Here is an 11,117-nt window from a genome sequence, read left to right as displayed (position 1 = left end):
TATAAGTGCAATGCCGATAAACGTGCTTCGAGTTCGATCAGGCCGATCTTGAGGTCAACAGCCCACCGTTTGCCTTTGCGGAAACGCCCGCAGCAGAAGCAGTCCGGGGTCGAAAGGATGTGCTCCGCCAGCGTCATTACAGCCGTTGGGAATTTGGAACGTTATCGCCGGCATTTTGCTTAGCTCCAGGCTGAGGCGAGGACCAGAGAGGCCTCAAAGATCTGATCTCCGTTCGCGTCCCGTACCTTGACGACGATCTTCAGATTGTCGCCGTCCGACACCTCGTCGCGTGCGACATCGTGCAATATCCGCAGCGCTTCCATCCCCGCCCGTTCCCGGGTGGGAAAGAGCTGGCCTTCGCCATCCATTTGGGTGTGTTCAGTGTTATAGAGGTCGAAATAGAAACGTTCCATGCTACAGGATCCGGCATCATAAGCTTCAATTCATGTCCGAGCTCATGGTTCCAACCGCGCCGGAGGCAAGGCTTTTGAAGAGATCCGGTGCGGATGCCGGCGGCAGCGGTGGTTGGCTTACTGCAACCACCCTTGACTTCCAACGTTTCATCCAGGCGTTCAAAGCAGGATCGGAAATCTTGGATGCTGGAGTCGCTTTATCTGAATCTCGGCCAGCACGACGCCCTCTCGGAGGGCGAGCAGGCGCTGCTTGCCAGTGCCATGTCGACCGAAAAATATTTCGCCACCGGCGACGATATCGTTTCGGAAGGTTCGAGGCCGATCTACAGCACACTCATCGTTGACGGCTTGGCCGCGCGCTACAAGGTGCTGGAAGACGGCGGCCGGCAGTTCACCTCCTTGCAGGTGCCCGGCGATTTCGTCGACCTGCATGCTTTTCTTCTGAAGACGATGGACCACGGCATCATAGCGCTGTCGCCATGTCACGTCATCGCCGCCGAGCACAGCAAGCTGCGCACCATTACCGAGCAGGCTCCTCATCTTACCCGGCTGCTTTGGCTGGATACACTTGTCGATGGCGCGATCCACCGGGAGTGGATCGTAGCCATGGGCCGGCGTTCCAAGATATCGCATCTGGCCCATCTCATTTGCGAACTCTTTATCCGGCTTCAAGTCGTCAAGCGGACCGCCGGGATGAGTTTTCTGCTTCCTCTGTCGCAGGCGGAACTGGCTGACGTGCTGGGTTTGTCGGTCGTCCATATGAACCGGGTCATCGGCACGCTGCGCAAGATCGGCGTGATTGGCTGGGCAAACCACAAGGTAACGATTCTGGACTGGCAGCGGCTTGTCGAAATAGCCGAATTCGATCCCACCTATCTCAGCATGAATCGCGAGCCGAGATAGGCCAGGATTCGCGGCCTCCTATCGCGGGTCCCGATGTGTGGGCTTCCACGCGGTAAGGGATGCGATATCGACGGTGACAAGGCCGCCCGCCTTGAAGGTGACCCTGCCTTTGCCTTGGTCGACGTCGGTGACATGGCCGACTATGGCAATCTGATCGCCCGGTTGGACGCCGGCCGGAGGCTCGATCGCGAAAGGGAAATTATGGGTAGGGATCCTGACACGCGCGCGACCACTGCCGAGCACTTTCAGGACGGTGCCATTCACGATCACTTCGTCGCCAACCCTAAGAATCCAAGCCATGCGCGAGACCGCCTGACATCAGCCGGACCGGTCACGTTGCACCTGGCCGTCAGGCGAGCACAACGCGTCCAGCATGGCAAGCGCGCTCGACGGCTTCGCGGGCTTCAGCAAACCCTGTTCGGCGGCGGCTTTGGCGAAGGCGTCGAAAGCAATGGTGGGGCGGCAAATGCCATTCAGGGCATCGTCCACCAACCTGACCGCCGCGGTATAGGGCGACGCTTGCTTGTTCGCCCATTTGCCGTCAAGCGCCTTCCTGGCATCGGCGATCGATGAAACCACCATCGAGTCACCGCCGACGAATTTAATGGTCAGTGGCAGGAACGTGCTCATGGGTACTCACCATCCAAACCATTCTCTTGTACGCCACAGCAGCCCCACGAAGGGCGCGAGCAGGAAAAGAGCGGCGCCCAAGGCCAGAATGGGATTACTCGTCTGAAACGATTTCATCATTGCCACCCGCATAGGATCTGGATCGCGATAAACGAAGATTCCCGGAGCTGGTTGCATCCATTGGACGCCATTCAACGCCACCTGCCTTCAGGCGGCTTCGGCGGCTGTGTTGACCGCCGCTTCGGCAAGCTGGGTCAATGCAGCGTCGGTCTCCTTTTCCTCGCCTAACGTGAGGTCCAGCAGGTTCACCGCTTCGTCCAGCCCCAGTTCCGCCGCCCAGGTCCGAAGTGTGCCATAGCGCGAAATCTCATAGTGCTCCACCGCCTGGGCCGCCGCCAGAAGACCGGCGTCGAGCGACGGCGATCCCTTATAGTCCTTGATGATCTCGGCGCCTTCCTCTGTGATGCCCATGATGGCGGCGCAGGTCTTTCCAACAGGCTTCCTGTCGATGACTTCAAAGACTTCCTCGAGGCGCGCCACATGCTCCTCGGTCTGACCGCGATGCTTCTCGAATGCTGCCTTCAGCTCGTCGCTTTGGGCCGCCTTGGCCATCTTCGGCAGTGTAGCCAGTATCTTCTTCTCGGCGAAATAGATGTCCTTCAGCGTATCGTGAAAAAGCTCCTTGAGCCCTTTAGGCGATTTGGTCGCGGTCATGTCTGGTCCTCTTTCCATTGGATGCTTTGCCGGCCCGAGCAAAATTGCTTGCGGGCGGTCTACATGTTGCTCGCCGGTCGGCCTGGCGGGCGTGGCCGGTGCGGCGGCAATTCACGCGGCTTTGGCGGGGCGTCGGCGAGCGAGTTGCGGATCGGTCTGACCGGCGGTGGCGGGATGGGGGGATGCCTGCGCTGCAAAGTGGCCGACAATCTGTCGAGCAAGTCTCGAATCTCCATGGGCTTCTTCTCCTCCCGATAGCCCCTCGCCGAGATTGACTATCACCTCGGGGCAGCCGTTCGCATTTAACTTTGATATGTCCGGGAACGATTGGGCCGAGCGTTGTGCCGGGAGGTTTCTCGGCTGTGTCAGCCCGCTCCAACAAACCCCGGTGAGACGGCGGTCAACCTTTTCGATCGGCATGCGTTGTACCTTTGGAACGAGGAGCAACCGATGCTGAAGAAATCCGGCACGTCAAAGACGGTACACAAGCAGCGCCGCGTGCAACGCAAGGTCGACGCCGACGACCGCGCCAAGGCGAAACCCAGACCGGATGGCGCCATGCAGGCGGGGGCGCGCATTTATCCCGAGCCGCCATTTCCCAGGCAGCATCATCGCAAACCCGGCGAGGAATGGCGGATCGAGCCGCCACCGCTCTATGACGCGCCGTTCTGGCTCGGCTCGAAGAAACTCGACGGCAAGGTGGCGCTGATCACCGGCGGCGATTCCGGCATCGGACGGGCCGTCGCCGTGCTGTTCGCGCGTGAGGGCGCCGATGTCGCCATCGCCTATCTTAGCGAGGACCGGGACGCGGAAGCGACCAGGCAGGCGGTCGAAGCCGAGGGCCGGCGCTGCCTTGTGCTGCGCGGCGACGTCGCCAGGCGCGTCTTCTGCCGACGAGCGGTGGAGCGGACGGTCAAGCAACTGGGCCGGCTCGACGTGCTGGTGAACAATGCGGCCTTCCAGGTGCATTCGGCCGATTTCGCCGATCTCACAGAAGAGCATTTCGACACGACGCTGAAGACCAATCTCTACGGCTATTTCCATATGGCGCAAGAGGCCGTGGCGCATATGCGGCCGGGCTCGGCCATCATCAACACCGGCTCAGTCACCGGAATCGACGGCTCCAAGGCGCTGATCGACTATTCGATGAGCAAGGGCGGCATCCACGCTTTCACGCGGGCACTGTCGGGCAATCTCATCGGCAAGGGCATCCGCGTCAATGCAGTAGCGCCGGGGCCGGTATGGACACCGCTCAACCCGTCGGAAAAAGAGGCCGAGGACGTCTCGAAATTCGGCGCCAAGACGCCGATGAAACGCCCGGCCCAGCCGGAGGAAATCGCCCCGGCCTATGTGTTCCTGGCCTCGCCGCAATGCTCCAGCTACATCACCGGCGAGATCCTGCCGATCGTGGGCGGGTACTGAGAGGGGCTTCGGATATCGGGCTAATTCTGCCGCCCGGTGCTGGCAGACATTGTCACCTGTGCCGAGCGCTGGGCTTCGCGCATGATCTTCAGCGCTTCGTCCCGGGTCAGTCCGCACTTTCGAGCGAAGTAGGCCGCCTCGTAGGCTTCCGCCGGTGAGACGGCGGAAACACCGGACAGTTCCAGTTTCGATCTCTTCTTGGCCATGCCGGCTCGCCGACTGTGAATCATTTAGTCAGCTAATATAGCACTCTTGTTTGTCAAGGCAAATCCCGGCTGTGCAGGCTACGGAGCGCCAGCTATTCAGGGCTGGCGCCGTTCGATACGGCGATCACGAGGCCAGGTTTTGCCGTACATCGGCGGTGTCGGTCTCGTTCAAGAGGTCGCACAGTGAAATGGCCTCGTGGTGGCCCATGCCGATCAGCGCCAGGGTAGAAAACTGGGCCGGCAGATCGAGCTTTTTATCCCACACCATCCACCTGCCGTTTGGCTCCATGATGCATTCAAAGCGCGACGCATTTTCCGACATTTGACCTCCGGCGATTCACCGCCGTCTGGTACAGGGCCGAAGTAAATGAGTGGTTGCATTTCTAAAACCTGACGTTGAATCTCGCCGATGGCGGTAGCCGGCCGAAAAAACCGGCGTCGTGTCGCCGGTCCGGCAATGGCGCCGGCCGCGCCGCTGGTTCCCGCTCATGGGCTCGAACCACGATTCACGCCTTCAAAGGGCGCTGTCCTACCATTAGACGAAGCGGGAATAGACGAAGCGAACGCTCTCTAACACTTTCCCGTCCGCGAATGAAGCTGTCTGCTAATCAACTCCGGTTCGCAGCGTTGCTGCAACCAGAAGACCTCTGGCGCATTCTTGGGAAATGGCCCCGATGCTCCAGTCCGACACGCCGGCAAAATGCTGCTCCTACTGCGGCGGGCGCGACCATAGTTACGAGGACTGTCCGAAGCGGAAAGCCGACGGCGAACAGCGCAAGGAGGGAAGCGACGGGCCAGGCACGCAGCCATTGAAATCGAAGTCCCCTGTCTGGCAGGAAGGATCGTGACGGAGCAGGCGAAAACGGGCCCCTCCTATCGCTTTGTCTGTGAATGCCCCACCGCGCCAGCAAACGAGATGTCGCCCTTGATCTCGCGCATGGCCATCGAGGTGATGGTGCGGCGCACGCCGGGCAGGCGGCTGAGCTCGACGCGCAGCATCCGGTCCAGCGCCATCATGTCGACGGTGACGATCTGCAGGAGATAGTCGGCCTCGCCCGTGGTGGCGTGGCAGCGGCGGATGAGCGGATGTTTCCTGACCGCCGCCTCGAAGGCATCCGACACTTCGAAATCGATCGACACCTGGATGAAGGCCTCTATGCCGAAGCCGAGCTTGGCCGGGTCGATGCGCGTCGAGTAGCCCCTGATGATGCCGGCATCCTCCAGCGCCTTGACCCGTTTCCAGCATGGCGTCTTGCTCAGGCCGACCTCGTCGGCGAGCGCAGCGAAGGAAATGCGCGCATCGCGTTCGAGCGCTTCAACAATCCTGAGGTCGAGGGCATCCAGCACCGGGTCGTTCTCCAAATTAACAAAAATGCGGACTATCATCCTCCATTTCCAGCTATTTGGATAACAGAAAGGAACAATGTTCAAGCCGAAAACGTCTATTCTGCTGGCTCGGATCGAATGGAAGCTTGAGCCCTCAGGCCGGGCCGGGAGAAAAACCATGCACAAGCCGGACTATTACGCCCGCATCGAAGCGCCGGAGATGCGCGACTACGGCGTCTACCTCAAATGCGACAGGCTGCTGGCCTGCCAGAAGCCGCTGGCCGAGATGGTCAACGCGGACGAATTGCAGTTCCAGATCGTGCACCAGGTCGAGGAGTTGTGGATGAAGCTCATCACCTACACGCTGGTCGATGTCGTCGATTTCCTTGAGCGGCAGAACACCCATCGCGTCGTCACGCTGATGGGGCGCGTGCACCGGCTGATGCGCATGATGACGGCGCAGCTCGACCTGTTGGAGACCATGTCGCCCAAGGAATATCAGCAGATCCGGCTGCAGCTCGGCAATGGCAGCGGCCAGGAATCGCCGGGCTTCAAACTGTTGCTGCGCATGCCGCCGGATCTGTGGCGGGCCTTCAAGACGTCCTATCTCGAGGGCCGCGGGCTGACCGTCGAGGATGTCTATGATTCCAGCTACGATCACGGCGACTCCTACGTCGTGGCCGAGGCTCTGATCGAATTCGACGAGCTGTTCCAGAAATTCCGCGCCAACCATCTCCAACTCATCCACCGCTCGATCGGGCTCGGCTCGAAATCGCTGAAAGGTCGGCCGGTCGAATTGCTGGAGGCCGGCGCGCGGCACCGCTTCTTCCCGGAGCTGTGGGACATACGCTGCGCCATGACCGACCGCTGGGGCATGGAGTATGGCACGGTAAGGGAGCCGATCAGCCGTCCTGAGGCAAAGGCGGGGTAGGCTTGCCACGCCGTTCGGCAAAACTATTTCCAACCTGATGTCGGAACAGCCGCGCTTTGCCCGTCCTTGGGGCGAAACCGCAGCAAACCCTGGAGGGACATCATGGTATCAGTTCAATCGCCGTGGCAGACCACTGCCGTACTCCTCGCCCGGCTGATCTTCGCCGCCGTCTTCCTGATGGCGGTGGCCTTCAAGGTCATGGATATGGGGGCAACCGCCGGCTACATAGCCTCGGCCGGCTTTCCGTTCCCGCTGTTACTGGCCTGGTGCGCGGCGCTGCTCGAGGCCGTGCTGGTCATATGCTTCCTGACCGGTGCTTTCTTCACACCGGCCGCGCTGGTTGCCGGCGTCTACGTCATCTTCCTCAACTTTGCCTTCCACGGGCCGTCGCACTGGGCCGGCAACCAGGCCGAGTTCGGCTTCTTCGTCGACCATTTCACGTTCCTCGCCGGGCTGTTGTTTGCCGCCGTGCACGGGCCGGGCAATGTGCTGGCGTCGAGGCTTGGCAGGGGGTGAGCGAGAGGCGAGGAAGGCCTCACATCTGGTCGTTGTAGGGTTCCTTGATCTGGCCGACCATGCGCGCCAGTTTCGAGAAGGACGGCATGTCGGTCTCCGGCTGGCACTGGTTGGCCAGTTCCAGCAGCCGGATCGGGAAGTTGACGGCGTCGCGGCTCGACGCCGACATGCCGTTGGACCGTTCCTCGCCGGTTTCGCCGGCTTCGGCCTTGCGTAGTGCGATGTCGATCTCCTCGGCCGTCAGCACGCCCTTACGGACCAGCACCTGGTTGATCGATGCGACGGCCATCAGGAGGCCTTCGAGCTGCAGATTGGCGACATTCATGGCTGTTGCTCCCACTGGTCAAAAGCATTGCGCTCCGCGCCTTGGCGGCATGCATCAAGCACCAACGCGCGAGCGTCTGTTCCGATCCGGAATGGCGGCGTGCAGACCGGGCGCTCTCGCGGACGAGCGCGCCGAATCCCTCGATCTAGGATTTTTTTCCTTGACCTCGTGAGGGCAGCTATGCTATTGATTTGGGCATGGTGCTGATTTGCGCCAACGACCCGCCGCCGAGGCGGGTTTTTGTTTTCGGACTCTTCCGGCTGGCCTTTCAGGCTCCGGTCTTTTCGGCGCCGAGCAGGGCGGCCCGATGCGCTATCGCCTTCATGACCGACGTGATCAGCTGGTCTGGAAACCCTCTGGGCAAGGTGTCGATGACCGCCGCCGCTTGGCGTTGCGCACTCTCAGCGAGATCGTCGCGTAGCGATAGCATCGCCGATTTGCCCATGCCGGCAAGGTCGGCCGTTTGCAGGAAATGGCGTGGCGCAATGTCGTGTACGGCGTAGTGGTTGTTCTTGCCCGCCGCCATCGCCAGCTTGAATTTCTTGCGAGGGATTTGACCGGCATCGAGGCTGGGCTGCGCGCTGAGCACGTCATATAGCGGGGTCATGCGGAAGCCGCCGCCGGGTGAAAGAAAGATGCTGAAGTTCTTGGCGTGCCCGTCCGTGGCGCCAAGCAGCCAGAAAATAATATTGGCCCGCATGAAGGTCAGGGTATCGGCGTCGGATGTATCGCTGCCTCGCAGCAGTTGCAGGATGTCGCGCATGCCGGGACCGCCATCCGACTGGTATTTTCGGGTCGGCGGCACCGAGAGCGCCTGGCAGCAATCCTCCTGCGGCAGGCGCAGCAGGCGCCCGTCCTTCGTCCAGCGGCGGTCGAAGCGTTCGACAATCAGCGTCCGCTTGTCGCCGAAATCCGCCATCTCGGCCTCGGCGACCGGAACGCCAAGACCTTCGAGCAGCTTCAGGCACAGAAATTCGTTCTCGACGCTGTTCGACAGGTCGATGCCGTTCGGCAGCCGGCCGATCCGCGGCTTCAGAATGTGGGTTGTCGCGGTTGTTCCGGACGGTTTGAACCATTGGCCATCCTTGCGCAGCAGGGCGGTCTTCTCCTGCGCGCCGGCAATCGAGATGCGGAAATCTTCGTCTTGCCCGAGGCCGAGCGGGGCAGCCACCAGATTGTTCAAAATAGCGGCTATCTCGCCAACGCTGACAGGTTTGCCGGCGACGCCTCCGGCGGCGCCGGGATCGATACCGTCTGGCAGGAACTGCAGGGCGCCGACACAGTCATGGCCAAGGGCTGCAAGCATGCTGTAGGCATCCGTGCCGGCGGCGCCGACGCGCTCGGCGATGCGCCTGCGGATATCGTTGTTGTCGGGCAACAGGTTGTCGAAGACATTGATGACCGGTTCACCGATGTAGCGGTCCTCGCGCAGCGGCAGCGACAGCGAGACGGGGAAGGTGCCGCGAAACGCCAGCCAGTCGTGCGCATACTGGAAATCGACCGCTCCGGTGGACTGACGCCGGAGCACGCCGACGAGGCGTCCGTTCAGAAGGACGTTAAGGGGTACATGCGCGCGGCGCCGTGCCATCAGAACAGGTCTTCGATATCGGCGGCGCTGCCCTTGCCGCGCGGGCGCACGACCAGTTCCAGGTTGAGCGCTGAAAGCGCGGCCATCAAGGTTCGCAACTGTATGGCGGGCTCTCCGGCCTCGAGCCGCGACACCGTGCCCTGGCGCAGATGCGTCTGGTCGCCCAGATCGGACTGCGTGAGGTTGGCTTGCTTCCTGACGCGGCGAAGGATGGCGCCGAGTTGTTTTTCGCTGCGAGCGATCTGGTCGGTCACGGAAGCCTCCAATGGAACAGAAGTCCTGACCGAATATACGCGTTGGCGTATTAAATTTCAATATACGGAGTCGCGTATCCTGCCTATTTATACGCGATAGCGTATAAATTCAAGATAGGCGCGATTGCGTATGGCGTGCGTCGAGGTGGGCTTTTTGTTTTCTGACCGATCTTCAACGAATGTTGGCGGAACAGCGGCGTTTCCCGTAACGACCCTATACTTCCAAGAGAGATACATGTTCCGTTACGCCACCATCATCAGCGACGATGACGGCCGCGAGGTCGTCAGCGCCATTGGCTTGTTCGAGGGCGTGCCGCAAGCGCGCGTCGGCCGTATCGAAGCGGTTCCGCCCGGCGTGCTGATCGGCATGGTGCGGGGCGGTCCGGTCGATACCGTTGGCGGCTTCGGCTTTCCGCAGGCGGGTGTCAGCGGCAGCATCGTGGGGCTCGTCCGGGCGAGGCTGAAAGCCTTGCCTGAGGCGGCGAAGCCTGAGGCAGCAGGGCGCAAGGCAAAGGCGAAGCCGCGCGGCAGAAAGAGGACGCGCAAGAAGCCTGCCCGCAAGACGGCGGCGAAGGCTCATATGGCGACGAAGCCCGGGATGCCGGCGCCCGCCGGGATTGCGGAGTAGGGCATGGCGGAAGTCACCGACGATCCACCGGCCGCGGCGAAATCCGCGCCGAAGGCCAAGCCCTCCGGCCGCCCGAAGCGGGCGAAGAAGACGCTGGGCGATGATTTCCTGGTCGCGGTGCGCGCCGATTTCCGCGCGCATGGCGCCGGCGTCATCGCCAAGGTCCGCAGCGAAAAGCCCGACCAGTATCTGAAGATCGTGCTGTCGGTGCTGCCCAAGGGTTCCGATATCGACACCAACAGTCTGGATGCATTGAGCGATGACGAAATCAGGCAGCGCATCCGCGGCCTCGAAGCCGTCCTGCGGCCGTTCCTCGGGGAAGGGCCGGGCCTCAGGGAAAGGCCGGGCCGCGAAAAGCCTGGTCTTAAAGAACCCGGCAGCGGCGAAGAGGGAATATCTGAGCCTGCTCAAGGAGTTGGACCGCAGGCGCCGCAATAACCAGCTCGCCGCCTACCAGCCCTATGCCAGGCAGGCCGCGTTCCATGCGGCGGGCGCCACCAATCGCGAGCGCCTGTTCATGGCCGGCAACCAGCTCGGCAAGACCAGTGCCGGCGGTGCCGAATGGGCCATGCATCTCACCGGCCGCTATCCCGCGTGGTGGCAAGGCAAGGTGTTCGATCAGCCCGTGCGGCTGTGGGCGGCCGGCGTCACCGGCGAGGGCACGCGCGACAACCCGCAGCGTATATTGGTCGGCCCGCCGCAGCAGCCGGCGGAATGGGGCACCGGCATGATCCCCGCCGACGCCATTGCCCACACCATCATGGGGCGCAATGCTGCGGGTGCGCTCGACAGCGTCGTGGTGCGCCATGGCGGCGGCGGCGACGTGCAGGCCGGCGAATCCGTGCTGTCGTTCAAGAGCTACGAGAAGGGCCGCGAGAAGTGGCAGGGCGAGACGCTGCACGGCGTCTGGTTCGACGAGGAGCCGCCGCTCGATATTTATTCCGAGGGCCTGACGCGCACCAACGCCACCGGCGGCATCACCATCGTCACCTTCACGCCGCTGCTGGGAATGAGCGATGTGGTGCTGCGGTTTTTGTCGGCGGAGGAGGTGGAGCGGATGGGGAAGGGGTGAGGTTTGCAGAACTTGGGTTCCTCGCCCCGCGCGAAGCGGGGGGAGAGGTGGCCGCGAAGCGGACGGAGAGGGGCCTTCGTAGGGCGCCGGTCCCTGCAAGCGCCACGTCTTCGACCATTCTGTTTGTACGACCGGCGTCCCCCTCTCCGTCTCGGCTTCGCCGAGCCACCTCTCCCCCACTTTCGTGGG

Annotated in this window: 17 protein-coding genes and 1 tRNA gene; 7 read left to right on the top strand and 11 right to left on the bottom strand. The window is 62.0% G+C overall.

The features are described from left to right. Positions 1–179: 179 nt before the first annotated feature. Positions 180–413, bottom strand: coding sequence for a DUF6894 family protein (locus CN311_RS25200; protein ID WP_097576377.1), 234 nt, complete (start codon positions 411–413; stop codon positions 180–182). Between the two features lie 183 nt (positions 414–596). Between CN311_RS25200 and CN311_RS25195 the strand changes: the two genes are divergently transcribed. After that, on the top strand, positions 597–1,316 hold the full coding sequence (locus CN311_RS25195) for a Crp/Fnr family transcriptional regulator (protein ID WP_097576376.1): 720 nt from the start codon (positions 597–599) through the stop codon (positions 1,314–1,316). 18 nt (positions 1,317–1,334) lie between these two features. Here CN311_RS25195 and CN311_RS25190 read toward each other — a convergent pair whose 3' ends face one another. The 3 genes from CN311_RS25190 to CN311_RS25180 all read right to left on the bottom strand — a co-directional run bounded on the left by CN311_RS25190 (position 1,335) and on the right by CN311_RS25180 (position 2,660). Then, positions 1,335–1,616, bottom strand: coding sequence for a hypothetical protein (locus CN311_RS25190; RefSeq protein WP_133117257.1), 282 nt, complete (start codon positions 1,614–1,616; stop codon positions 1,335–1,337). A gap of 18 nt (positions 1,617–1,634) precedes the next feature. Then, positions 1,635–1,946: a DUF982 domain-containing protein gene (locus CN311_RS25185; RefSeq protein ID WP_097576374.1), complete on the bottom strand. Its 312-nt coding sequence runs from the start codon at positions 1,944–1,946 to the stop codon at positions 1,635–1,637. Between the two features lie 207 nt (positions 1,947–2,153). Then, the gene (locus tag CN311_RS25180) at positions 2,154–2,660 is read right to left on the bottom strand and encodes a YciE/YciF ferroxidase family protein (RefSeq protein WP_097576373.1); all 507 of its coding nucleotides are present in this window, start codon (positions 2,658–2,660) and stop codon (positions 2,154–2,156) included. Positions 2,661–3,110: 450 nt separating this feature from the next. Between CN311_RS25180 and CN311_RS25175 the strand changes: the two genes are divergently transcribed. Then, complete coding sequence (locus CN311_RS25175; RefSeq protein ID WP_097576372.1) at positions 3,111–4,082, top strand: SDR family oxidoreductase; 972 nt, start codon at positions 3,111–3,113, stop codon at positions 4,080–4,082. Between the two features lie 20 nt (positions 4,083–4,102). Here CN311_RS25175 and CN311_RS25170 read toward each other — a convergent pair whose 3' ends face one another. The 4 genes from CN311_RS25170 to CN311_RS25155 all read right to left on the bottom strand — a co-directional run bounded on the left by CN311_RS25170 (position 4,103) and on the right by CN311_RS25155 (position 5,635). Continuing rightward, positions 4,103–4,288 (bottom strand): hypothetical protein, encoded by a 186-nt coding sequence (locus CN311_RS25170; protein WP_097576371.1) that lies wholly within the window; start codon positions 4,286–4,288, stop codon positions 4,103–4,105. 124 nt (positions 4,289–4,412) lie between these two features. Beyond that, a complete protein-coding gene (locus CN311_RS25165; RefSeq protein ID WP_097576370.1) occupies positions 4,413–4,610 on the bottom strand; it encodes a hypothetical protein in 198 nt (65 codons plus the stop codon). A gap of 154 nt (positions 4,611–4,764) precedes the next feature. Further along, positions 4,765–4,838, bottom strand: a tRNA-Gln gene (locus tag CN311_RS25160). A 323-nt stretch (positions 4,839–5,161) separates the two neighbouring features. Then, positions 5,162–5,635: an Lrp/AsnC family transcriptional regulator gene (locus CN311_RS25155; protein WP_097576380.1), complete on the bottom strand. Its 474-nt coding sequence runs from the start codon at positions 5,633–5,635 to the stop codon at positions 5,162–5,164. Positions 5,636–5,792: 157 nt separating this feature from the next. On the opposite strand from CN311_RS25155, the gene CN311_RS25150 reads away from it, so the two are divergent. Beyond that, entirely contained in the window at positions 5,793–6,545 is a 753-nt protein-coding gene (locus CN311_RS25150; protein WP_097576379.1) for a tryptophan 2,3-dioxygenase family protein, read from the top strand. A 102-nt stretch (positions 6,546–6,647) separates the two neighbouring features. After that, positions 6,648–7,061, top strand: a complete 414-nt coding sequence (locus tag CN311_RS25145) for a DoxX family protein (RefSeq protein WP_097576369.1) — start codon at positions 6,648–6,650, stop codon at positions 7,059–7,061. Between the two features lie 19 nt (positions 7,062–7,080). On the opposite strand, the gene CN311_RS25140 is transcribed toward CN311_RS25145, so the two are convergent. The 3 genes from CN311_RS25140 to CN311_RS25130 all read right to left on the bottom strand — a co-directional run bounded on the left by CN311_RS25140 (position 7,081) and on the right by CN311_RS25130 (position 9,228). After that, positions 7,081–7,386 (bottom strand): hypothetical protein, encoded by a 306-nt coding sequence (locus tag CN311_RS25140; protein WP_097576368.1) that lies wholly within the window; start codon positions 7,384–7,386, stop codon positions 7,081–7,083. Positions 7,387–7,654: 268 nt separating this feature from the next. Next, entirely contained in the window at positions 7,655–8,974 is a 1,320-nt protein-coding gene (locus tag CN311_RS25135; protein ID WP_097576367.1) for a type II toxin-antitoxin system HipA family toxin, read from the bottom strand. Next, entirely contained in the window at positions 8,974–9,228 is a 255-nt protein-coding gene (locus tag CN311_RS25130; protein ID WP_097576378.1) for a helix-turn-helix domain-containing protein, read from the bottom strand. The genes CN311_RS25135 and CN311_RS25130 overlap by 1 nt, the downstream gene beginning before the upstream one ends. A gap of 235 nt (positions 9,229–9,463) precedes the next feature. Here CN311_RS25130 and CN311_RS25125 point away from each other — a divergent pair, with 235 nt between their 5' ends. The 3 genes from CN311_RS25125 to CN311_RS25115 are packed head-to-tail and all read left to right on the top strand — an operon-like array spanning position 9,464 to position 10,928. Continuing rightward, positions 9,464–9,856, top strand: coding sequence for a hypothetical protein (locus CN311_RS25125; protein WP_097576366.1), 393 nt, complete (start codon positions 9,464–9,466; stop codon positions 9,854–9,856). A gap of 3 nt (positions 9,857–9,859) precedes the next feature. After that, complete coding sequence (locus CN311_RS33540; protein WP_245440944.1) at positions 9,860–10,294, top strand: hypothetical protein; 435 nt, start codon at positions 9,860–9,862, stop codon at positions 10,292–10,294. Continuing rightward, the gene (locus CN311_RS25115) at positions 10,272–10,928 is read left to right on the top strand and encodes a terminase large subunit domain-containing protein (RefSeq protein WP_245440943.1); all 657 of its coding nucleotides are present in this window, start codon (positions 10,272–10,274) and stop codon (positions 10,926–10,928) included. The genes CN311_RS33540 and CN311_RS25115 overlap by 23 nt, the downstream gene beginning before the upstream one ends. The last annotated feature ends 189 nt before the right edge of the window (positions 10,929–11,117 follow it).

Source organism: Mesorhizobium sanjuanii (genome assembly GCF_002529485.1).
GTDB lineage: Bacteria > Pseudomonadota > Alphaproteobacteria > Rhizobiales > Rhizobiaceae > Mesorhizobium > Mesorhizobium sanjuanii.
The sequence above is the reverse complement of the archived record's forward strand: the minus strand, read 5'-3'. Positions and strand labels throughout refer to the sequence as shown.

Coding starts and splice junctions, on each gene's coding strand:
- CN311_RS25200 (WP_097576377.1), bottom strand. CDS start 413: ATGGAACGTTTCTATTTCGACCTCTATAACACTGAACACACCCAAATG.
- CN311_RS25195 (WP_097576376.1), top strand. CDS start 597: ATGCTGGAGTCGCTTTATCTGAATCTCGGCCAGCACGACGCCCTCTCG.
- CN311_RS25190 (WP_133117257.1), bottom strand. CDS start 1,616: ATGGCTTGGATTCTTAGGGTTGGCGACGAAGTGATCGTGAATGGCACC.
- CN311_RS25185 (WP_097576374.1), bottom strand. CDS start 1,946: ATGAGCACGTTCCTGCCACTGACCATTAAATTCGTCGGCGGTGACTCG.
- CN311_RS25180 (WP_097576373.1), bottom strand. CDS start 2,660: ATGACCGCGACCAAATCGCCTAAAGGGCTCAAGGAGCTTTTTCACGAT.
- CN311_RS25175 (WP_097576372.1), top strand. CDS start 3,111: ATGCTGAAGAAATCCGGCACGTCAAAGACGGTACACAAGCAGCGCCGC.
- CN311_RS25170 (WP_097576371.1), bottom strand. CDS start 4,288: ATGGCCAAGAAGAGATCGAAACTGGAACTGTCCGGTGTTTCCGCCGTC.
- CN311_RS25165 (WP_097576370.1), bottom strand. CDS start 4,610: ATGTCGGAAAATGCGTCGCGCTTTGAATGCATCATGGAGCCAAACGGC.
- CN311_RS25150 (WP_097576379.1), top strand. CDS start 5,793: ATGCACAAGCCGGACTATTACGCCCGCATCGAAGCGCCGGAGATGCGC.
- CN311_RS25145 (WP_097576369.1), top strand. CDS start 6,648: ATGGTATCAGTTCAATCGCCGTGGCAGACCACTGCCGTACTCCTCGCC.
- CN311_RS25140 (WP_097576368.1), bottom strand. CDS start 7,386: ATGAATGTCGCCAATCTGCAGCTCGAAGGCCTCCTGATGGCCGTCGCA.
- CN311_RS25135 (WP_097576367.1), bottom strand. CDS start 8,974: ATGGCACGGCGCCGCGCGCATGTACCCCTTAACGTCCTTCTGAACGGA.
- CN311_RS25125 (WP_097576366.1), top strand. CDS start 9,464: ATGTTCCGTTACGCCACCATCATCAGCGACGATGACGGCCGCGAGGTC.
- CN311_RS33540 (WP_245440944.1), top strand. CDS start 9,860: ATGGCGGAAGTCACCGACGATCCACCGGCCGCGGCGAAATCCGCGCCG.